Genomic DNA, 22,364 nt, shown 5'->3' with positions numbered 1-22,364 from the left:
TAAGTGAGTGAACAATATACATGTATAGGATGCGGCGTGAAGATTCAAACAGAGGATCCAGCGACCTTAGGTTATGCGCCAAAATCCGCTTTAGAAAAAGAAACAATCATCTGTCAACGCTGCTTTCGCTTGAAAAATTATAACGAAGTTCAGGATGTCAATCTGACAGATGATGATTTTCTGAAAATCTTAAATGAAATAGGCAAAAGTGATGCCCTTATTGTTAAAATTGTTGATATTTTCGACTTTAATGGCAGCTGGCTGCCAGGTTTGCACCGATTTGTAGGGAACAACAAAATTCTCTTAGTCGGGAATAAAGTTGATCTGCTTCCAAAGTCTGTAAAACCAAATAAGTTAATTAATTGGATGAAACAAGAAGCGAAGGGACTTGGTTTAAAGCCGGAAGAGGTATTTCTTGTCAGTGCAGCAAAAGGACAATTTATAAATGAAGTGGCAGAAGCCATCGATGAATACCGTGAAGGCAAAGATGTGTATGTTGTTGGCTGTACGAATGTTGGGAAATCAACTTTTATAAACCGGATCTTGAAAGAAGTAACCGGCGAAGGGGATGTCATCACAACATCACATTTTCCAGGTACAACCCTTGATATCATTGAGATTCCGCTTTCCGATGGCAAAGCTCTCGTGGATACGCCTGGAATCATTAACCATCACCAGATGGCTCATTTTGTCGATAAACGTGATTTAAAAGTTATTACACCGAAAAAAGAAATAAAACCGAAAGTATTTCAACTCAATGAAGGACAAACACTTTACTTCGGCGGATTGGCACGCTTTGATTATCTCACAGGTGGACGAAGATCATTTGTTTGTCACTTCTCTAATGAGCTAAATATTCACAGAACGAAATTAGAAAAAGCGGATGAATTGTATGAGAATCACGCCGGGGAATTATTAACTCCTCCACGAAAGGAACAAATGGAGACCTTCCCTGAATTAGTTAAGCATGAATTTTCGATCAAGGAAGGAAAAACAGATATCGTTTTTTCAGGGCTTGGCTGGATTACGGTAAACGAGCCAGGTGCTAAAGTGGCGGCCTATGTACCACGGGGTGTCCATGCTTTAGTGAGGAAATCATTGATTTAAAAGGGGAGAGCAATATTGAAAAAACTGTTTGCTGTATTGGGGGATCCGATTGCCCAGTCTATGTCGCCGACTATGCATAATGAGTTGTTTCAGACTTATGGGATCGATGCTCACTATCAGGCACTCCATGTAAAGAAAGAAGATTTGGGAGATGCGATAAGGGGTTTAAAGGCAATCGGAATAGCCGGCTTTAATATCACGGTTCCACATAAGCAAGCCGTTATCCCGCTCTTGGATAGGCTAGATCCGCTAGCGAAAGCCATTGGAGCAGTTAATACGGTAGTAAATGAGAATGGGGAATTAGTGGGCTATAATACAGACGGTAGCGGGTTTGTAAAAGGATTATTGGCTCATCTGCCGACATTAAATGACAAGAATGTCTTGATTATTGGTGCAGGAGGTGCAGCAAGAGCGCTCTATTTCACACTCGCCCGATTAGAAGTAAAGAGATTGGATATTTGTAACAGGACCGTTAAAAAAGCAGAAGCAATTACAATGGAATGCCCTTATCAGGTTACCACAGAGGTAATGGATATTAGTGAAGCAGAAGACAATCTAGCCAATTATGATTTGATCATTCAGACAACTTCGATAGGAATGCTTCCTGATATTCAAAAATCTCCTATTTCGTTACGTAATCTTAAACCAAATGCGTTTGTTAGTGATATAATATACAATCCGCTCGAAACGAAGATTTTACAGGAAGCTAAAAATAAAGGTGCTAAAATTCAAAATGGCCTTGAGATGTTTGTTTATCAAGGAGCACTTGCTTTTGATAAATGGACAGGTATTTTTCCGGATCCAGAACGGATGAAAGCGAATGTACTGACACAACTAGGAGGATAACAAAATGTTAACAGGAAAACAAAAACGTTTTTTGCGTTCGAAAGCGCATCACCTAAACCCAATTTTTCAAGTTGGTAAAGGTGGAGTAAATGAAAATATGATCAAGCAAGTAAGTGAAGCTTTAGAAGCACGTGAATTAATGAAAATCAGCATCCTGCAAAATTGTGATGATGATAAAAATGCTGTAGCGGATCAATTAGCTAGAGGAGCAAAAGCAGAACTTGTTCAACTTATTGGAAACATGATCGTGCTATACAAGGAATCCAAAGAGAACAAGCAGATTCTATTACCTTAAACACTAGTTCAACTAAAGTCTAAAAGAAGGCTGTTTTCGTAAACTTTGTTGCTTTTTCAAATTGATTTTATATAAAAATCAACGGGCTAAATTTAAGGCTAAAAACAACAATATATGCGAAAACAGTCAAAAAGAAAAGTCAGGAGGAGTGCACCCTGAAAAAAATCGGCATTTTAGGCGGTACTTTTGATCCCCCGCATCTTGGACATTTAATCATTGCTAATGAAGTGTTGAACACGATGTCATTGGATGAAATTTGGTTCATGCCGAATCAAGAGCCTCCGCACAAGAAAAAGTCGAATGCGATTGATGATGAAGACAGAGTGAATTTGCTGAAACTTGCCATTCAAGGGCATCCTAATTTTAAAATTGAATTAATTGAACTAAAAAGGAAGGGTCCTTCCTATTCTTATGAAACGATGAAAATTCTAAAAGAAACGCATCTTGATAAACAGTTTTATTTTATTATTGGTGCAGATATGATTGAATACTTACCAAAGTGGTATAACATCGATGAATTATTCGACATCGTTCAATTTATAGGAGTTAGGCGACCGTCTTATAGTCATCAAAGCCCTTATCCGATTCTTTATGCCGAGGTGCCGGAAATAAATATTTCCTCTAGCCTCATCCGAAGCCGTCTGAAGGAAGGGAAAACGGTTCGCTATATCGTTCCGGATTCAGTAAGAAGCTATATTAAGGAGAAGAATTTATATGGACCGTGATCTTGCCTTAAAAATAGTGAAGGAACAATTAACAGAACATCGCTACACCCATACACTTGGTGTTATGGAGTCAGCAGTGGCACTTGCTAGGAAATATGGTGCCGATGAAAAAAAGGCCGAACTTGCCGCGATCTTTCATGATTATGCCAAATTTCGTCCAAAAGAGGAAATGAAACAAATTATTATTGAACAAGGAATGCCGCAAGAACTCCTTTCCTTCAATAGTGAACTGTGGCATGCGCCTGTCGGGGCTTATCTTGTTCAGAAGGAAGCTGGAATTAAGGATCAGGAAGTTCTTGATGCAATCAAATACCATACTTCAGGAAGAACAGGGATGACAACGTTAGAGAAAGTTATTTATTTAGCTGATTATATTGAACCAGGGAGGCATTTTCCTGGCGTTGAAGAAGTGCGTGAAATAGCGGAGAACAGTCTCGATGGAGCTTTAATAAAATCCATCAAAAATACCATATTATTTTTAATTAAAAAAGGACAGCCGGTTTTTCCAGCTACTTTTTACACATATAATGACTTAATTATAAATCAGGAGGACGGATTGAATGAGTGAAAGAAAATTACTATTGACCGCAGTTAAAGCGGCTGATGATAAAAGAGCTGAAGATATAGTTGTCTTAAATATGAAAGGAATCTCTTTAATTGCAGATTATTTCCTAATTTGTCATGGAAATTCGGATAAACAAGTACAGGCAATTGCAAGGGAGATGAAAGAGAAAGCTGGAGAGCTAGGCTACTCTGTAAAAAGAATCGAAGGGTTTGACGAAGCAAGGTGGATCCTAGTGGATATGGGGGATGTTGTTGCCCATATATTCCATCGCGATGAAAGAAGCTATTATAATCTTGAACGTCTTTGGGGGGATGCGCCAATTGAAAATGTTCAAAGCGAGCTTAACCAATGACCTACGGGAAGTTTGCCTATCTTTATGATGAGTTAATGAAAGATGTTCCATATGATAAATGGGTCGAACTCGTAACCAAGCTTGTAACGAAATACAATGTTCAGGGTAAAAGGGTTCTTGACCTCGCCTGTGGAACGGGAAAGCTTTCAATCAAGCTTGCTGAAGAAGGCTATGATGTAACAGGGGTTGACCTTTCAGCTGATATGTTAACAGTTGCTCAATCAAAGGCAAGCAGCAAAGGATTGGACATGCAATTTTATCAGCAAAATATGGCTGAACTCGAAGGTCTTGGTCAGTTTGATTTAATTGGCATTTTTTGTGACTCATTAAATTATTTAGAGTCGGAGCCCGAAGTTTTGGCTACCTTTCGGAATGTGAATGATCACCTGATTAAGGGTGGAATTTTCATCTTTGATGTCCATTCCATTTATAAAATAATGCAGGTTTTTATGAATCAGACATTTACTCTTAATGAAGAGGAGATTTCTTATATATGGCACAGTTATCAAGGGGAATTTCCGAACAGTGTTGAGCATGATCTTTCATTCTTTGTATTAGATCAAAATACGGGCCAATATGACAGATATGATGAGCTGCATCTACAACGGACATATCCCATTGAAGTTTATGAGGCGTGGCTTAAGGAAGCTGGTTTTGAAGTGCTTGAAGTAGCAGCGGATTTTGAAGCAGTGTCACCGAAAGCTCATTCGGAACGAATCTTTTTTATTTGCCGGAAAATATAAAAAATTAGGAAGGGCCTGACCTCACTATCAATATACTGTATGAATTGGATGTTAACGAATCCAATTTACAATATATTGCTTTTATGAGGACTGGCCCTTTGGTTTTGTGTAAAAAAAAATTTTGATGAAGGAGTTTTCTCCTTCGTGCCGAATATTGATTAAGGGAGTGGATATTGATCCTTTACCTTATTGATTTCGTCTTTAAACTTAGCATGGGTTGCTTGAAACACATGCTCAAAAACTTCCCCTAATTCGCTTTCAAGCACTTTGATTCCTTCACCGGTAATTCCTCCTTTTACACATACCTTTTCCTGTAATGTTGGCAATGTATAAAAGCCCTTTTTCAGCAGTTCTCCCATTCCGATCAGCATCTCTTCTGCAAGGGTTGTTGCCGTTTTTTGATCTATTTTCGTCTCTTTGACTGCAGCGAGAATGAAGGCTTGCGTTAAATAGCTGAAAAAAGCAGGACCGCAGCTGACAATATCAGAACTGACACGTGTGATGTTTTCCTCAATTTCAACCGGCTTTGAAATCGCCTGACACAAATTCCAAATTCTTTCCTTCCACTTTTTATCACAATTGTTACCAAATGAAACTAATGAAACGCCAGCGAGTGCTCGATTCGTAATGCTTGGAATGACCCTTGCAACAGAGCAAGGGGTAACAGACTCTATTTGTTCGACTGTAATCGGACTTGTAATTGATACAACGCATTTCTCTTTTGTTAAGAAAGGAGAAATCTCTTTAATAACATGGTAAATATCATGTGGCTTCACGCAAATAAAGATGAGCGATGATCGTTCCGCTACATCTTTCCCATTTGCCGCTACTTGAACTCCTTGATAGTTCTTCTGAATTTCCAAAGATTTTTTGATTGTTCGATTTGTAATCGTTAAGGAAGAAGAGGAAACAGCATTTCCATCAAGCAATGCTTCTGTCAGAATTCTCCCCATATTACCTGTTCCAATAATTCCGATATTCAATGTTCCATCCCTCCTTTACCAGCAAGCTTTCCCATATACGATATGAACATAGTGTTTGAATTATGCTAAAAAAGAAAGGAAGATTCGTATGATTGACTGGATAAAATCAAACAAAGCCTATATTTCTGGAGGCATTGTGATCATTTTTGCGGTGATCTATTTTATTTTTGAACCAATGGAAAACGAGAGTAGCGTTATTAAAAATGATGAAGAGTGGTTAGGAATTGAGGAGCAGAACCTAAACGAAAACGCAGAAATGAAAGCCGTTGCAGAGAGTGTTATCGTTGATGTGAAGGGCGCTGTGAATAAGCCGGGTGTATATAAAGCAGGCACAGATGAGCGCGTAATAGACATGATCAATAAAGCTGGCGGGCTAACTGAAAAAGCGGATGAAGCGAAGATTAATTTTGCAATGAGGGTAGAGGATGAAATGGTTGTATACGTCCCAGCTCAAGGTGAGGTGTTAGAGGAATCTGGATCGATTCTACAAGGAGCAGTCCCTGCTAGTCAAGGAGGGAGTGATGGAAAGGTTAATCTGAACACTGCAAATGAAACTGAATTGCAAACACTGCCTGGAATCGGGCCTGCTAAAGCTGCCGCGATTATCGAGTTTCGCGAAATGAATGGTCCATTTAAGGTTATTGAGGATATCAAGTCAATTAGTGGAATTGGCAATAAAACGTTCGAGAAATTACAGAACAGTATTAAAGTAAAATAGGAGAATTCATTGACCCATTTCTTCCCCAGGATTAAACTTGTATTTATTAGGGAAGTTCAAGTTAACTATTTTGAGATATAGAAATACAAGGGAGAGAAAAATGTAATGGATAGAATTTCATGGAACCAATATTTTATTGCCCAGAGTCATTTACTCGCGCTAAGAAGCACTTGTACGAGATTATCTGTTGGAGCGACGATAGTAAGGGATAAAAGAATTATTGCAGGTGGGTATAACGGCTCCATCGCAGGCGGAGAGCATTGTATAGATGAGGGCTGTTACGTCATTGATAATCATTGTGTAAGAACGATTCATGCCGAGATGAATGCTCTCTTGCAATGTGCGAAATTTGGCGTCCCAACGAGCGGAGCCGAAATTTATGTTACTCACTTTCCTTGTCTGCAATGCTGTAAAGCCATCATTCAAGCTGGGATAAAAACAGTCTATTATTCCAAGGATTACAAAAATCACCCTTATGCGATCGAGCTTTTCAATATGGCTGGAGTAAAGGTAGAACAAGTAGAAGGTAATGAAATGTCAGTCGATTTTCAACCCCAAGAGAAACGGCAATTCATTGAAAAGATAATGGATGAGCTTAAGCAAGCCGGAAAGGATAAAGAAGCGATCATATTATTGCAAGCTCAAGCTGAGAAGCTGTTTACTCCCCGCTAAAATTCTTGGGCAAAAACATTACACCACGGTCAAACTTTTTCTGGCCTCAGATCTTTTAAAGGAATTTATCGAGCAAGCTAAGGCAAAATCTGGGCGCAAATACGCCAAGGCGTATTTGATTTTGAGGAGAATGAAGAAGAAGGAGAAGAAAAAGAAATGAAGAGCAGATGGATTTATTTTGCAGTCTCCGCGCTTACGGGTTTTTTAGCAGCCTTTATCAATCCATTTATATTTTTTGCGGTTTATATTTTAATGGCCATTTTACTTTCTAAAAGGAAAAATTTTACTCGTAAGCAAATTCTTTTTTTTAGCTTGATTTTTATTCTCTTCTTTGTCCGTGGTGAAACTGTTGAAAAAGGGAACAAATCCCGCTTAACAGGGAAAGAAACTGTTTTTAACCTCTATTTTCAAGAAGAGATAAAGGTAGACGGAGAGCTGTTAACTGCTAGGGGCAAGGAATCTGATCATCGTGAAAAGCTTGTCATTAGATACAAAATTAAAACGGAGAAAGAGAAGGAGGCCATCACAGAAAATTTAAAAACAGGCATCGCGTGTCAAGTAACTGGCAGCCTCGAAGAACCTGCTTCTGCAACAAACGAAAATGCTTTTAACTACAAAGAATATTTGAAAAGAAACCAAATGTTTTGGATAGTAAAAATTGATCATTTAAACCTCTCTAAATGCAGTCCTCAAAAGCAAACCCCTCTTTCATTCTTTCGTACGATTAGACAAAATGGAATTTTATACATACAGAGTTATTTCCCTAAAAAAACGGCACCATTAGCAGTAGCTCTGCTTTTCGGTGATCGAGATCTAATTGAAGCGGATGTGTTAAAATCATATCAAAAACTTGGAATTGTCCATTTATTGGCGATTTCGGGACTTCATGTTGGCATGCTTGCAAGTATGATTTATTATTTCGGCCTCCGAATTGGTGTGACAAGGGAGAAGATGACGACAGCTTTACTCCTGTTTTTACCTTGTTATGCTTTATTAACAGGTGCCGCGCCTTCCGTGATTCGTGCTGTTTTTATGATGATCATTTTTTTAGCTCTAAAAAAATGGAGCAGAAAATTCTCACTATTAACAATTGATGTGATAAGTATTGTTTTTGTATTGTACACTTTCTTCTCTCCTTTAGTGATATATGAAGTAGGCTTTCAACTTTCCTTTAGTGTTAGTTTTTCATTAGTATTTTCTGCGCCGATCATTTTAAAACGGTTTTCTCACCCTCTATCTATATTGTTTGCCACGTCATTTATTTGTCAGCTGGCAGCCACTCCCATTATGTTCTTTTACTTTTTTGAAGTGTCCGTCATCTCCATTCTTGCTAATGCGATTTTTGTTCCTCTGTTTTCACTTTTTATCTTACCTGTGATTTTCATTCTTTTTTTGTTGCATTTATTTTTCGGTGCAACGATTAATCTCCTGTTGAATCCATTAAATTTACTCATTATTTGGATGGATTATGCAGCTGGGAGGCTTTCACTGATTCCATTTGCGACACTCACACTTGGTCGGCCTTCACTCTCCGTTTTTTTGTTGTATTTATTGATCATGCCGATATTTTTTTCGTTATGGGAGCGATTCATTCAAGTGAAAAGGTTTATTCAGATTTTATTTCTCCCATTGATTGTTATGATCATTCATGCCTTAGGGAATACGCTTTCTCCGTATGGGGAAATCACCTTTATTGATGTCGGCCAGGGGGACAGTATCCTAATAAAACTGCCACATGGAAAAGGGAATTATATAATTGATACGGGCGGTACATTAAGATTCAATACAGAAGAATGGAAGGAACGACAGAAGCAGTTTGAAGTTGGAAAAGATGTGGTCGTTCCTTATTTAAAAAGCAAAGGAATAACAACTATTCATAAGTTAATTTTAACCCATGGGGATATGGACCATATTGGAGGGTCTTTAGAGATCATCAAGGAGTTAAATGTCAAAGAACTGCTCTTGCCAAAGGTGAAAGAACTGTCAGAACTCGAAAAAACGATATTAAATATAGCGAAAGGAAAGAAAATCCCTTTTCATTTCACGAAAGCAGGAGAAAGGTGGATTTCTGGCGATGCTTTCTTTCAAGTATTATCACCGCAAATGGGGATGGAGACAGAGAGAAATAATAGCTCAATCGTTCTATTTGCAAATATCGCGGGAATCAAATGGCTTTTTACAGGTGATTTAGAAGAGGCGGGAGAAGAAAAACTAATTTCTTCCTACGAAAAGCTCAAAATCGATGTGTTAAAAGTTGGTCATCATGGCAGTAAATCCTCAACCTCCGATCCTTTTCTAGATCAAATTAAACCAAGGCTTGCAATCATCTCAGTGGGAAAAAATAATCGCTACGGACATCCGAAAAGGGAGATCCTCGAAAAATTGGCAGTAAGACATATAAAAGTACTGCGAACAGACCAGCATGGGGCAATTTCCTATGTATTTAAAGGGGACAATGGAACCTTTTCTGTAATTACCCATAATATAGATTAAGAATTACTTAAGATTCGGCCCCCATCGGATAACTTAAAACTAGCCAAAAGAAAAAAGGCTGCAATGCAGCCCAAAAAATTCTTATGTAGCCATTAAGATCCGACAACTTTAATGACTGTAGCAATAATAAACAATACTGCGAAAAAACCGAAAGATACGGCAAATCCCATTCCAGAGTCAATCGCATCATTCCGCTTACTTTGGACGTTTTTCTCAAATTGGTTCACAGTCTACCCCTCCTATTTCCTACTAAGTATAAGCGATTAGAATAAAAAAATCTACCGTTCTTCGAGGCTTTTCCTTATATGACAAGAGTTGTCACAAATAAGATACAAATGCAAGGAAAGAATAATTTGTACAGTATGCATACCGTCGTTTCTTGAGTATCCTAGGCCTCATGTTCCGACGTTCTATATAGATGGGGAATTGGCACTTGATCGATGGTGTCAATTCCTTTTGATGAAGAAATTTGTACCTTGTCAAAACTCCTTAGCTTCTTTAAGATAAAAAAGAAGAATGGTAACATGAACGGAGCGAAATACATTGATTTTTGATTTATGGAAACAAATTAAAGCAAAACAGTTTGCACCCTTATACTTATTATATGGTCCGGAGTCATTTCTTATAAATGAGACAAAGCATTTGCTGATTAATAACGTGTTGAATGATGAGGAAGCGGACTTTAATCTGTCTTCTTATGATTTAGAGGAAACCCCAATTGATGCTGCATTAGAAGATGCAGAAACCTTTCCATTTATGGGTGAACGAAGATTAATTTTTCTACATAATCCTTATTTTTTAACCTCTGAAAAAACAAAAGAAAAAACGGAACATAACTTGGCAAAACTTGAGGCGTATCTTAAAGAGCCTGCCCCTTACTCAATTGTAGTGTTCGCAGCTACTTATGAAAAATTAGATGAACGGAAGAAAATGACAAAAGAATTAAAAAGAAAAGCGGCTTTACTCGAAGCAAAAAAGCTCAATGAAGGAGAATTAAGGGCTTGGATTAAGGAACGGGCGTCCATCAACGGGGTACAAATAGATGAGAAAGCAGTGGACTTAATGCTTACACTTACCGGCACGAATTTGTTTATGCTCACAAGTGAGGTCGATAAGCTGGCCTTATATTCCGGTGTTGGAAATAAAATCGATGAGCAGACAGTTGAAAAGCTTGTTTCCCGTTCATTAGAGCAAAATATTTTTTCACTTGTTGATAAAATTGTCCACCGAAAAATAGACGATGCTTTAAGGATCTATTATGATTTGTTAAAGCAAAATGAAGAGCCGATTAAAATATTGGCGGTTATTACAGGACAATTCCGATTAATTTATCAGGTTAAAGAGCTAGCAAGAAGAGGATATGGGCAGCAGCAAATCGCTGGTTATTTAAAGGTACACCCTTTTCGGATCAAGCTTGCGGCTGGTCAAGCCCAACTATTTGGCGATGAGGAACTTAGTATGATCATAAAATTATTGGCGGACGCTGATTACCAAATGAAAACAGGCGGCATGAACAAAGTCATGCTGATAGAAATGTTTTTATTTCGATTGCATGATCATGCTTTGCAAAAATAATCTAAAAAACGACCCGAAAAAGGGTCGTTTTTTTCAAAATAAAAGGCTATCTCTGAAAGATAGCCGTTATTCTTTAAATATTAAGCATTTAAAGAGTTCATTTTTTTCATTAAACGAGATTTTTTACGAGCAGCAGCGTTTTTGTGAATAAGACCTTTAGACGCAGCTTTGTCTAGTTTACGAGCAGCATCAACGAAAGTTTCTTTCGCAGCAGTTGCATCGTTATTAACGATAGCAGCATCAACCTTCTTAATAGCTGTACGCATAGCAGATTTAGCAGTAGTGTTTTGCGCGTTACGAGCTTCGTTCGTTTTTACACGCTTAATAGCAGATTTAATGTTTGGCATTCCATTCACCTCCTAAAAAAGCATCGAGAATATATAAACTCGACTTTCACATTCATTAACAATCAATTTATTAAGAACAAGTGATATTTTATCAAACACTAGGCCATATTGCAATACTCTGCTTTTATTTTGATAACTCTATTATTTTTCACATGGTATTCCTGACAAAAGAGAGAGAGGCTTATTTTGTGAATGTTTCTCTGATGAAAAGGCAAAGATAGAAAATAGTTCTAGGTTTAGTGATTTTTGTGAAAAAGAAGCGGCGGATCATTAAAAGACGAGAATGTGAGGGATCTATATGGAGGAAACATTAGATTTAAGTAAATATTCGATCAGAACAGATCTTGCCATTGAGGCGCGAGAAATGTTCATCGCTGGCCGGCAGAATCTTGTTCAGCAACAGGAAAATCTTTCCCAAATTGAAGGGGTTATCATAAAAGAAAAAGAAGAAGATGACATAAAGGTATCCTTTGTTGAAGTGACAAAGGAAGGTGCCGAAGCTTTAGGGAAAAAGAAAGGAAAATATTTAACACTTGAAGCCGTCGGAATCCGTCAGCAGGATACAGAAATGCAAAAAAAAGTGGTGAAAATATTTTCCAATGAGCTTGCCCAGTTTATCAAGCAACTCGGAATAAAGGAAGATGCCTCTTGTTTAGTTGTTGGCTTAGGCAACTGGAATGTGACGCCAGATGCATTAGGGCCCCAGGTTTGTGAAAATTTGCTTGTTACAAGGCATCTCTATCAATTACAGCCAGAAAGCGTCGAAGAAGGCTACCGTCCGGTTAGTGCGATTGCACCTGGCGTTATGGGGATAACAGGAATTGAAACGAGCGACATTATTTTTGGCATTGTTGAAAAGTCAAAGCCAGATTTTGTCATTGCTATTGATGCCCTCGCAGCGCGGTCGATCGAACGGGTGAACGCAACCATTCAGATTTCTGATTCAGGAATCCATCCCGGTTCAGGAGTTGGAAATAAACGCAAGGAAATCAGCAAGGAAACACTTGGGATTCCAGTTGTTGCCATCGGTGTCCCAACAGTGGTTGATGCTGTTTCAATAACAAGTGACACTATCGATTTCATATTAAAGCATTTCGGAAAAGAAATGAAGGAAGGGGACAGACCTTCAAGGGCATTGGCACCAGCAGGAATGAGTTTTGGCAAAAGAAAAAAGCTGACCGAAGAGGACTTGCCTGAAGAACATCATCGAAAGACATTCCTTGGCATGATTGGAACACTTCCAGACGAAGAAAAGCGAAAATTAATTTATGAGGTCTTATCCCCTATTGGGCATAATTTGATGGTAACGCCAAAAGAAGTGGATGTGTTCATTGAAGATATGGCAAATCTCTTGGCCAATGGATTAAATGCTGCCCTCCATCGAAACGTTGATCAGGAAAATGCTGGATTTTACACACGGTAAAAAAGAATACAGAGTAACATACGCATAGAAAAATTCTTTCAAAACAAGCTCTGCTCAAACTTATGTTAAATAACTTAACAGAACCCGCGTGTCTAACAACTTTGTTTAACATAGCGTGATTCTTAATTGCTGCTTAGAAATCCTATTTTAGCTTTTTAGGTTCTATCTTCCCTAGCAAAGTCATAAGATTTACTAGACTCGCTAGGAGAGGTGGAAGGATGAAACCATTAAAAACTACCGGAATGATCGTTGTTGTTCAAGGGACGAGCCTACTTAAAATAATCGGCGGTTTCCTGCTGTTTTTGCTGTTGATTTTTTCAATAAGTGGTGTGCTAACATCCTTAAAGCCTGAATACAGAATTAGTTCATCGTCAGTCAATTCAGCGGCGAATAATATTACTGGAGAAATGCTGTATCACTTTCTTGGATGGGAAAATCATCATTTTATGCAAGGATTAAGTGAACAGAATTCTTCCCTTCCATTAACAAGTATGATATTTAAGCTTTCAACCAATGTAAATTTGGATGATCCGCGGAGTTTACTAGGGAGGGAATTGCCGTTATTTTCATTATACGATAGCAAGATTTTGGTTGCTGGTGAAGGAACAGATTATACGAATATGCCGGTGGAGTCGGCCCCTCCGCTTGAGGTTCTTAGAGCTGAACAGGAAGCCACTTTGCAGAACACAGAGGACTTAGATATAGCTGGTGAAAAGAAACCGTCAGGAGCGCCTTCGAACACAACTGGAGATAGAAACGTTGTCTATGTTTATTTTACTCATAATCGGGAGTCCTATCTCCCCTATTTAAAAGGAGTGACTAATCCGAATTTAGCCTATCATTCACAAATAAATGTGATGAAAATTGGTGATAAGCTCAAAGAGGAATTAGAAAGCAAGGGAATCGGAACGGAAGTTGACAAAACGGATATTCAGGGCAATTTGAATAAAAAAGGCTGGTTGTATCCTAAATCTTATTTGGAATCAAGAGAAGTGGTACAGGCTGCGGCGGCAAATGATCGAAATTTAACATATTTTATTGATATCCATCGAGATGCTGGAAGGAAAGAGAAAACAACGAAGGAAATTAACGGAAAGCCATATGCAAAGCTTGCCTTTGTCATTGGTGCAGACAATCCAAATTATGAAAAGAATTTACGATTCGCAAATGAACTGCACAAAAAGCTAGAAACAAAGTATAAAGGATTAAGCAGGGGAATTATCCAATCAAAAGGTGCAGGAACAAACGGGAAGTTTAATCAGGATTTATCAGATAATGCAATCCTTATTGAATTTGGCGGTGTGGATAACACATTCGAGGAATTGAATCGATCGGCAGAAGCCCTCGCGGACGTGTTCAGCGAGTATTACTGGCAGGCAGAAGAAGTAAACCAGTCAGTAAAGGAACCAGTCGAAAAGAAATAAATGAAGCAGGTGTGATTAGATATGAGAATGTTTATGACGAAAACCTTTCTTCTCGTAGCATTGATGTTTGTATCTGTATTATTTGGCATGCAGCAGGCAAACCTTGGGATCCAGAATATGAAAGGATTCAATGATGCTAATTTCAAAGGTGCTTTTACTGTTCAGGAAAATGAAAACGGGGAGATCCAAGCTTCAATTCTAGGCAATAAAGTATCTAGCCATGACCTGCAGCAAAAAAAAGAAAAGCTGGAAGGAATGAAAGCATATAATTTTTTTTCATCCATGGGAAAAAAACTCTCTGGCGGACTTTCCGCAGCAACAGAAAAAATGATTCATTTCTTAACGGATCTAGTAAAAGGCATTTAGGCAGCTGCTTTCAGGTAGCTGCCTTTATTTTCGCAAATGAAAGAATTAGATTTTCAAATAACTAAATAGATTTCACCCCTTTTTCGTTATCCTAAATGAGGTGTTATTTGCGTGTGTTCGCGTCATTATGCGTTAATTTCTCGCTTCATTAGCATTGAATCTTGATAATTGTACTGCTATAATCTAAAAATAGTGCATAGTGTATAAATTTTTAGAGGATATGAACTAGATTCGGAAAAAAGAATCGGCTCACTTGCAATAACTTCTAATCCAACCACTAAGCTTAAACAAGCGCGAAGTGTTTTTCTTACAGTAGGAGTGAAACAATGAACAGAGAAGATAGACTTAATAGACAAGCAAAAATACGAAATTTTTCTATTATCGCCCATATTGATCATGGGAAATCTACATTAGCTGACCGTATTCTTGAAAAGACAAATGCATTGACGTCAAGGGAAATGAAGGCTCAGCTGCTTGATTCCATGGATCTTGAAAGAGAACGTGGAATTACAATTAAATTGAATTCCGTTCAATTAAAATACAATGCGAAAGATGGGGAAACATATACATTCCATCTGATTGATACACCAGGTCACGTCGACTTTACTTATGAAGTTTCCCGAAGCTTAGCTGCCTGTGAAGGCGCGATTCTAGTTGTTGACGCAGCCCAGGGTATTGAAGCGCAAACGTTGGCAAACGTGTACTTAGCGATTGATAATGACTTGGAAATTGTTCCTGTTATAAATAAAATCGATCTTCCAAGCGCTGACCCAGAGCGTGTGAGGAATGAGATTGAAGAAGTGATTGGACTTGACGCTTCTGAAGCTGTTCTTGCTTCCGCTAAAGCAGGGATAGGGATTGAGGAAATTTTAGAACAAATCGTAGAAAAAGTTCCTGCACCAACTGGTGATCCAGATGCTCCATTAAAAGCGCTGATATTCGACTCTTTGTTTGACCCTTATCGGGGTGTCATTGCCTATATTCGTGTAGTTGAGGGCACGGTAAAGGCCGGAGATAAGATCAAAATGATGGCAACTGGAAAAGAATTTGAAGTAATCGAAGTAGGTGTTTTTTCACCGAGAGCTCAAGTGTTAGATGAACTAACTGTTGGCGATGTAGGTTTCTTAACTGCTTCCATTAAAAATGTTGGTGATACCCGTGTTGGTGACACGATCACAAACGCGAAAAACGGAGCAACTGAGGCACTTCCTGGTTACCGAAAATTAAATCCAATGGTCTATTGCGGATTATATCCTATCGATAGCGCTAAATTTAATGATTTGCGTGAAGCACTCGAAAAGCTGGAGTTAAATGATTCTGCCCTCCAATTTGAGCCTGAAACATCTCAAGCACTTGGATTTGGTTTCCGTTGCGGGTTTTTAGGGTTGCTTCATATGGAGATTATTCAGGAGCGCATCGAGCGTGAATTCAAAATCGACTTAATTACTACAGCTCCTAGTGTAATATACGATGTCATAATGACAGATGGGTCTAATATAAAAATTGATAACCCATCCAAAATGCCTGATCCGCAAAAAATTGATCGCATTGAGGAGCCATATGTAAAAGCAACAATGATGGCGCCAAATGATTATGTTGGGGCGATCATGGAGCTATGTCAGGAAAAACGCGGAATCTTTATTAATATGCAATATATGGATGAAACGCGTGTAAATATCACTTATGAAATTCCTTTATCTGAAATTGTGTATGATTTCTTTGATCAGCTTAAATCAAACACAAAAGGATATGCTTCCTTTGACTATGAATTAATTGGCTATAAGCCTTCAAAGCTTGTGAAAATGGATATTCTATTGAACGCAGAAAAAGTGGATGCTTTGAGCTTTATTGTTCATAGAGACTTCGCATATGAGCGTGGTAAAGTAATCGTAGAAAAATTAAAGGAACTCATTCCGCGTCAGCAATTTGAGGTTCCTGTTCAAGCGGCAATTGGTCAGAAGATTGTGGCTCGTTCAACCATTAAATCAATGGGGAAAAACGTATTGGCTAAATGTTATGGAGGGGACATTTCTCGTAAGCGAAAACTGCTTGAAAAGCAAAAAGAAGGAAAGAAACGCATGAAGCAGATTGGATCTGTAGAGGTTCCGCAAGAAGCTTTCATGGCTGTGTTGAAGATGGACGACAACAATACGAAGAAATAATAATTTGTTAAAGGGAGGGTGGATGTGCTTGTAATAAAAAGGCATATCCTCCCTCCTTTTTCGTTAATCAATGAAATGCAATAAAATATTAGGTTGTGGTAAAAATGATAAAAGCAGCATATATTCATATCCCTTTTTGTGAGCATATATGCCACTATTGCGATTTTAATAAAGTATTTTTACAAGGGCAGCCCGTTGATGAGTATCTCGATTCCTTAGGTAAAGAGATCGAATTGGCTTTAATTGAATCTCCTACTGATCATTTAAATTCAATTTTTATCGGTGGAGGAACACCGACAGCGTTGAATGAACAACAGCTTGAAAAGCTATGTCAAATAATAAAAGTTCACCTCCCGTACGACGAAGATACGGAGTTTACATTTGAAGCAAATCCGGGTGATCTTTCGGAAGAGAAACTGCGGATCTTATTTGCAGCAGGGGTAAACAGGATCAGCTTTGGGGTCCAGACTTTTAACGAGGAACTGCTTAAGAAAATCGGGAGAGTGCATCGGGCGAAAGATGTTTTTCAATCTATTGAAGCGGCTAAGAGAACGGGTTTTGAAAATATTAGTATTGATTTGATCTATAGTTTGCCTGGACAAACAGTGGCAGATTTCAAGGAAACGCTTCAAACTTCATTCAGCTTAGATATCGTCCACTATTCAGGTTATTCGCTTATTATTGAGCCAAAAACTGTTTTCTATAACTTAATGCGAAAAGGAAAACTTCAGTCGCCGGGGGAAGATGCAGAGGCAGAAATGTTTGAAATATTAATGGAAGAGATGGATAAGCATGGATTCAACCAGTATGAAATTAGCAACTTCTCAAAACCAGGATATGAGAGCAGACATAATCTAACCTATTGGAATAATGAATGGTATTACGGATTTGGAGCTGGTGCACATGGCTATGTAAATGGATTCCGACGATCCAATCACGGTCCGATAAAAAAATATATGGAATCCGTCCAAGCGGGCCAGTTACCAATCCTAGATCAACATAAAGTAACCAAAATGGAGCAAATAGAAGAAGAAATGTTTCTCGGTCTGCGAAAAACAAAAGGTGTATCCGTTCCGCATTTTACGGAAAAATTCGAAAAAAATCCGATTGCATTATTCGATAAAGAATTGATCGATCTTACAGCCCGTGAGTTAATTATCATTTCAAATGATCATATTCAATTGACAAAAAAGGGCCGCCTTCTAGGTAATGAAGTTTTTCAGGCATTTTTAAAATAAATCGCAGCAATTAATTAAAAAGATGTCGAAGAAAGATAATAACTAATAGAAATTTCGACCGTATTTGTCGAAAATAAAGAAATCGGCGAATTCGCCGATTTCCTTCTTTCTGGCCTCTGTCCGCCAACTTCAAAAAACGCTCAGCGTTTTTTATTGACACCAATCCCTTGATTTGATAATTTATTATTAGAATTAGCACTCGCAGTTCAAGAGTGCTAACAGAGGTGATAACTGTGTTGACTGATCGTCAATTATTGATATTCCAAGTAATTGTTGATGATTTTATTCAATCTGCGCAGCCAGTCGGTTCAAGAAGTTTGTCGAAAAAGGAGAAAATCTCATTAAGTTCGGCGACTATTCGCAATGAAATGTCTGATTTAGAAGAGCTTGGGTTTATCGAAAAAACACACACCTCATCCGGGAGAATCCCTTCCGAGAAAGGGTACCGTTATTATGTGGACCATTTACTTGCTCCGCAAAAACTAAATCAACACGATGTTCATAAGGTAAAATCGATTTTTGCAGAGAGAATCTATGAACTAGAGAAAATTGTGCAAAAATCAGCAAAAATCCTTTCTGAGTTGACGAACTATACTTCCATTGTTTTGGGACCGGCTGTTCGGGAAAATAAACTAAAAAGAATTCAGATTGTCCCTTTAAACAAGCATACGGCGATTGCAATCATCGTTACTGATTCAGGCCATGTTGAAAACCGAATGTTTCAATTGCCAGACACGATGGATTCCGGGGAGCTTGAAAAATTAGTTAATATTTTAAATGACCGCCTTGAAGGTGTGTCAATTGAAAAACTCAATGATAAAATTTATAAAGAAGTTGCTGTCCTTTTACGGCAACATATTCATAATTTTGATTTAATGCTTCACTCGATTACAGATACATTTAAAATCCCAACGAATGAAAAGTTATTCTTTGGCGGAAAGACGAACATGCTAAGTCAGCCAGAATTTCATGACATTGAGAAAATCAAAAATCTAATGAACATGATTGATCAAGAAGAAAGCATTTACGAATTAATCCGCAAAAATCAATCCGGCATCACGATTAAAATTGGCCGTGAGAATAATAATTCAGCGATGGAAGACTGTAGCTTAATTACTGCGACTTATTCGGTAGGTACAGAGCAGCTTGGAACAATAGCCATTTTAGGTCCAACAAGAATGGAATATTCTCGAGTGATCAGCCTGCTAGATTATATCAGTACAGACTTATCTTCTGTTCTAACAAAGCTGTATAACAATAATTGACAATTAAATACGCCTTGGCGTATTTGCGCCCAGATTTTTACCTTAGCTTGCTCGATAAATTCCTTTGGAAAATCTGAGGCATCCGCAGGAGGCTTAACTTTATTCAGTAGGGGTTTGAACCCCTACTGAATAAAGTTAAAGCTATTCTTTAAGGGAGGTGAACAAGTTGGCAGATGGAAAAAATATTTTAGATGAGGAAACAACCGATAAATCTAACCAAACTGATGATTCAGTGGCTTCAGATACAATTGAAGAGGTATTTGCAGAAGCTGATGAAACGGATGAATCCGTTACTGAGGCCAATGAAGAAGTTTCAATTGATGATCAGTTGAAGGCTGCTAATGAGAAAAATGCTGAATTAGAAGCGAAGTTAGTGGATGCCGAAAATCGTTATTATCGTCTTCAGGCAGATTTTGATAATTCCCGACGCCGTGCAAGATTGGATCTTGAAGCGTCTGAAAAATATAGAGCTCAAAGCTTGATTTCTGATTTATTGCCTGCAATGGATAACTTTGAAAGAGGTCTTCAATTAGAAGCGGATAATGAACAGACGAAATCGCTTTTACAAGGGATGGAAATGGTTTACCGCAGCTTGCTAGAAGCCCTGAAAAATGAAGGTGCAGAACAGATTGAAGCTGTTGGGAAAGAATTTGACCCCACTATTCACCAAGCAGTTATGCAGGTAGAAGAAGGAGGTTTCGATTCGAATACAGTTGTGGAAGAATTCCAAAAAGGGTATATGTTAAAGGATCGAGTTATTCGTCCTGCAATGGTTAAAGTAAATCAATAATTACATATTTTAGGGAGGTAATGAAACATGAGCAAAATCATCGGAATCGATTTAGGTACAACCAACTCATGTGTTTCCGTTTTAGAAGGCGGCGAATCAAAAGTTATTCCAAATCCAGAAGGAAACCGTACAACTCCATCTGTTGTAGCGTTCAAAAATGGCGAACGCCAAGTTGGGGAAGTGGCAAAACGCCAATCGATTACAAATCCAAATACAATCATGTCTGTAAAGCGTCATATGGGTACAGATTTTAAAGTAGAGGCAGAAGGAAAAGAGTATACACCTCAAGAAATTTCTGCAATCATTCTTCAACACTTAAAATCATATGCTGAAGAGTATCTTGGTGAAAAAGTAACAAAAGCAGTTGTTACTGTTCCAGCATACTTTAACGACGCTGAACGTCAAGCGACAAGAGATGCAGGAATTATTGCTGGTCTTGAAGTAGAACGTATTATTAACGAGCCTACAGCCGCTGCTTTGGCTTATGGAATGGACAAAACAGATGAAGACCAAACGATTCTCGTCTTCGACCTTGGTGGAGGAACGTTTGACGTTTCCATTCTTGAACTAGGAGACGGTGTATTCGATGTTAAAGCAACAGCCGGTGATAACCGTCTTGGCGGAGATGATTTTGACCAAGCAATTATCGACTATTTAGTTCAGGAATTCAGAAAAGAAAATGGCATTGACCTTTCTAAAGATAAAATGGCTACTCAACGCTTAAAAGATGCTGCTGAGAAGGCGAAAAAGGACCTTTCAGGGGTTACATCAACTCAAATTTCCTTGCCTTTCATTACAGCAGGAGAAGCAGGTCCATTACACCTTGAAATTGCATTAACAAGAGCTAAGTTTGATGAGCTAACTGCAAGTTTGGTTGAAAGAACAATGGGACCTACTCGCCAAGCATTAAAAGATGCTGGGCTTTCACCATCTGAAATCGATAAAGTTATTCTTGTCGGTGGTTCAACTCGTATTCCTTCTGTACAAGAAGCAATTAAGAAAGAAACAGGCAAGGAACCTCATAAAGGGGTTAACCCGGACGAAGTTGTGGCAATGGGTGCTGCAATCCAAGGTGGAGTTATCTCTGGTGATGTAAAAGATGTCGTTTTACTAGATGTTACACCACTTTCACTTGGGATCGAAACAATGGGCGGCGTATTCACGAAATTAATTGACCGTAATACGACAATCCCAACATCTAAATCCCAGGTTTTCTCTACTGCTGCTGATAACCAGTCGGCTGTTGATATTCATGTCCTACAAGGCGAACGCCCAATGTCTGCCGACAATAAAACTTTAGGACGCTTCCAGTTAGGAGATATTCCGCCAGCTCCAAGAGGAATTCCGCAAATCGAAGTTTCTTTTGATATTGATAAAAACGGGATCGTAAACGTTCGCGCTAAAGATCTTGGAACGAATAAAGAACAAGCAATCACGATCAAATCTTCAACTGGTTTATCTGATGAAGAAATCGATAAAATGGTTAGAGAAGCGGAAGAAAATGCTGAAGCTGATAAGAAGCGTAAAGAAGAAGTAGAGCTTCGTAATGAAGCAGATCAACTAGTCTTTACGACTGAAAAGACATTAAAAGACCTTGAAGGTAAAGTAGACGAAGCAGAAGTTGCGAAAGCAAACGAAGCGAAAGATGCTTTAAAAGAAGCAATCGAAAAGAACGAATTAGAAGAAATCCGTTCGAAGAAGGATGCTTTACAAGAAATCGTTCAAGCTTTAACAATGAAGCTTTATGAAGAAGCTGCAAAACAGGCCCAAGCTGCTCAAGGTGCTGAAGGCCAAGATGGAAAAAATAACGATGACAATGTAGTTGACGCAGAATATGAAGAGGTTAAAGACGATAAATAAGTCGAATAACCTCTAATCTTTTAAAAGTCGAAGTCAGGTCTTTCTTGGCTTTGACTTTTATTTTGGCTGTTTTCGTAACGTTTGTTGCTTTTATAATGTGATTTTTATTTAATAATCTGAGTTGATTGGAGCGGAGGGCACTTGACTCCTCGAAAATGCTATCGCTTTTCCTTCGTGCGTGGGCAGATTCAAGGATGTAAATTCAGTGTCCAGCGGGAAATAGAGGGAAGCGGGAGACCCCGCAGGCGGATACGCCGAGGAGGCTTCCGTCCCTCCCCGCGGAAAGCAAGTGCCCGCAGCGGAAATCAACGGGCAAACTTTGAAGGCTAATAACAACAATATATGCGAAAACAGCCTTTATTTTTTGCATGTACTTGGCTTTTTTCTTAGTTGCAAAACACAAATAGAGAATGTT

22 protein-coding genes are annotated in these 22,364 nt (G+C 38.5%); 19 read left to right on the top strand and 3 right to left on the bottom strand.

Going from position 1 to position 22,364, the window contains the following annotated elements; translation table 11 throughout:
• Positions 1-3: 3 nt before the first annotated feature.
• The 7 genes from yqeH to BGM26_RS10750 all read left to right on the top strand — a co-directional run bounded on the left by yqeH (position 4) and on the right by BGM26_RS10750 (position 4,633).
• Complete coding sequence (yqeH, locus tag BGM26_RS10780) at positions 4-1,107, top strand: ribosome biogenesis GTPase YqeH (RefSeq protein WP_217039814.1); 1,104 nt, start codon at positions 4-6, stop codon at positions 1,105-1,107.
• A gap of 15 nt (positions 1,108-1,122) precedes the next feature.
• The gene (gene aroE / locus BGM26_RS10775; RefSeq protein ID WP_217039813.1) at positions 1,123-1,953 is read left to right on the top strand and encodes a shikimate dehydrogenase; all 831 of its coding nucleotides are present in this window, start codon (positions 1,123-1,125) and stop codon (positions 1,951-1,953) included.
• 4 nt (positions 1,954-1,957) lie between these two features.
• Positions 1,958-2,248 (top strand): ribosome assembly RNA-binding protein YhbY, encoded by a 291-nt coding sequence (gene yhbY / locus BGM26_RS10770; protein ID WP_217039812.1) that lies wholly within the window; start codon positions 1,958-1,960, stop codon positions 2,246-2,248.
• A 155-nt stretch (positions 2,249-2,403) separates the two neighbouring features.
• On the top strand, positions 2,404-2,973 hold the full coding sequence (locus BGM26_RS10765; protein WP_217040749.1) for a nicotinate-nucleotide adenylyltransferase: 570 nt from the start codon (positions 2,404-2,406) through the stop codon (positions 2,971-2,973).
• A complete protein-coding gene (gene yqeK, locus BGM26_RS10760) occupies positions 2,963-3,541 on the top strand; it encodes a bis(5'-nucleosyl)-tetraphosphatase (symmetrical) YqeK (RefSeq protein WP_217039811.1) in 579 nt (192 codons plus the stop codon). The genes BGM26_RS10765 and yqeK overlap by 11 nt, the downstream gene beginning before the upstream one ends.
• A complete protein-coding gene (gene rsfS, locus BGM26_RS10755) occupies positions 3,534-3,890 on the top strand; it encodes a ribosome silencing factor (RefSeq protein WP_217039810.1) in 357 nt (118 codons plus the stop codon). The genes yqeK and rsfS overlap by 8 nt, the downstream gene beginning before the upstream one ends.
• Positions 3,887-4,633 (top strand): class I SAM-dependent DNA methyltransferase, encoded by a 747-nt coding sequence (locus BGM26_RS10750; RefSeq protein WP_217039809.1) that lies wholly within the window; start codon positions 3,887-3,889, stop codon positions 4,631-4,633. Before rsfS ends, BGM26_RS10750 begins: the two co-directional genes overlap by 4 nt.
• A 158-nt stretch (positions 4,634-4,791) precedes the next feature.
• Here BGM26_RS10750 and comER read toward each other — a convergent pair whose 3' ends face one another.
• The gene (gene comER / locus BGM26_RS10745) at positions 4,792-5,616 is read right to left on the bottom strand and encodes a late competence protein ComER (protein ID WP_217039808.1); all 825 of its coding nucleotides are present in this window, start codon (positions 5,614-5,616) and stop codon (positions 4,792-4,794) included.
• An 88-nt stretch (positions 5,617-5,704) separates the two neighbouring features.
• Here comER and BGM26_RS10740 point away from each other — a divergent pair, with 88 nt between their 5' ends.
• From BGM26_RS10740 to BGM26_RS10730, 3 genes are all read left to right on the top strand, one after another.
• Positions 5,705-6,334, top strand: coding sequence for a helix-hairpin-helix domain-containing protein (locus BGM26_RS10740; RefSeq protein ID WP_217039807.1), 630 nt, complete (start codon positions 5,705-5,707; stop codon positions 6,332-6,334).
• Positions 6,335-6,439: 105 nt separating this feature from the next.
• Positions 6,440-7,006 carry a ComE operon protein 2 gene (locus tag BGM26_RS10735; protein ID WP_217039806.1) on the top strand — a complete coding sequence of 189 codons (567 nt, stop codon included), beginning with the start codon at positions 6,440-6,442 and terminating at the stop codon, positions 7,004-7,006.
• A gap of 156 nt (positions 7,007-7,162) precedes the next feature.
• Positions 7,163-9,499 carry a DNA internalization-related competence protein ComEC/Rec2 gene (locus BGM26_RS10730; RefSeq protein WP_217039805.1) on the top strand — a complete coding sequence of 779 codons (2,337 nt, stop codon included), beginning with the start codon at positions 7,163-7,165 and terminating at the stop codon, positions 9,497-9,499.
• 92 nt (positions 9,500-9,591) lie between these two features.
• Here BGM26_RS10730 and BGM26_RS10725 read toward each other — a convergent pair whose 3' ends face one another.
• Positions 9,592-9,726: a YqzM family protein gene (locus BGM26_RS10725; RefSeq protein WP_217039804.1), complete on the bottom strand. Its 135-nt coding sequence runs from the start codon at positions 9,724-9,726 to the stop codon at positions 9,592-9,594.
• Positions 9,727-10,042: 316 nt separating this feature from the next.
• On the opposite strand from BGM26_RS10725, the gene holA reads away from it, so the two are divergent.
• On the top strand, positions 10,043-11,074 hold the full coding sequence (holA, locus tag BGM26_RS10720) for a DNA polymerase III subunit delta (RefSeq protein WP_217039803.1): 1,032 nt from the start codon (positions 10,043-10,045) through the stop codon (positions 11,072-11,074).
• An 80-nt stretch (positions 11,075-11,154) separates the two neighbouring features.
• Here holA and rpsT read toward each other — a convergent pair whose 3' ends face one another.
• The gene (rpsT, locus tag BGM26_RS10715; RefSeq protein WP_217039802.1) at positions 11,155-11,421 is read right to left on the bottom strand and encodes a 30S ribosomal protein S20; all 267 of its coding nucleotides are present in this window, start codon (positions 11,419-11,421) and stop codon (positions 11,155-11,157) included.
• 298 nt (positions 11,422-11,719) lie between these two features.
• Between rpsT and gpr the strand changes: the two genes are divergently transcribed.
• From gpr to dnaK, 8 genes are all read left to right on the top strand, one after another.
• The gene (gene gpr / locus BGM26_RS10710) at positions 11,720-12,844 is read left to right on the top strand and encodes a GPR endopeptidase (RefSeq protein WP_217039801.1); all 1,125 of its coding nucleotides are present in this window, start codon (positions 11,720-11,722) and stop codon (positions 12,842-12,844) included.
• 218 nt (positions 12,845-13,062) lie between these two features.
• Positions 13,063-14,268 (top strand): stage II sporulation protein P, encoded by a 1,206-nt coding sequence (spoIIP, locus tag BGM26_RS10705; RefSeq protein WP_217039800.1) that lies wholly within the window; start codon positions 13,063-13,065, stop codon positions 14,266-14,268.
• Between the two features lie 21 nt (positions 14,269-14,289).
• On the top strand, positions 14,290-14,634 hold the full coding sequence (locus tag BGM26_RS10700; RefSeq protein ID WP_217039799.1) for a YqxA family protein: 345 nt from the start codon (positions 14,290-14,292) through the stop codon (positions 14,632-14,634).
• 326 nt (positions 14,635-14,960) lie between these two features.
• Entirely contained in the window at positions 14,961-16,796 is a 1,836-nt protein-coding gene (lepA, locus tag BGM26_RS10695; protein WP_217039798.1) for a translation elongation factor 4, read from the top strand.
• Positions 16,797-16,900: 104 nt separating this feature from the next.
• Positions 16,901-18,034 carry a radical SAM family heme chaperone HemW gene (gene hemW, locus BGM26_RS10690; RefSeq protein ID WP_217039797.1) on the top strand — a complete coding sequence of 378 codons (1,134 nt, stop codon included), beginning with the start codon at positions 16,901-16,903 and terminating at the stop codon, positions 18,032-18,034.
• Positions 18,035-18,267: 233 nt separating this feature from the next.
• Positions 18,268-19,299, top strand: a complete 1,032-nt coding sequence (gene hrcA, locus BGM26_RS10685; protein ID WP_217039796.1) for a heat-inducible transcriptional repressor HrcA — start codon at positions 18,268-18,270, stop codon at positions 19,297-19,299.
• 166 nt (positions 19,300-19,465) lie between these two features.
• Positions 19,466-20,089, top strand: coding sequence for a nucleotide exchange factor GrpE (gene grpE, locus BGM26_RS10680; RefSeq protein ID WP_217039795.1), 624 nt, complete (start codon positions 19,466-19,468; stop codon positions 20,087-20,089).
• Positions 20,090-20,116: 27 nt separating this feature from the next.
• Positions 20,117-21,949, top strand: a complete 1,833-nt coding sequence (gene dnaK, locus BGM26_RS10675) for a molecular chaperone DnaK (protein WP_217039794.1) — start codon at positions 20,117-20,119, stop codon at positions 21,947-21,949.
• Positions 21,950-22,364: the final 415 nt, after the last annotated feature.

This window comes from Bacillus sp. FJAT-29790 (assembly GCF_019039215.1).
In the GTDB taxonomy this organism is placed as follows: Bacteria; Bacillota; Bacilli; order Bacillales; family Cytobacillaceae; genus Cytobacillus.
This window is presented reverse-complemented; position numbering and strand designations above follow the sequence as displayed.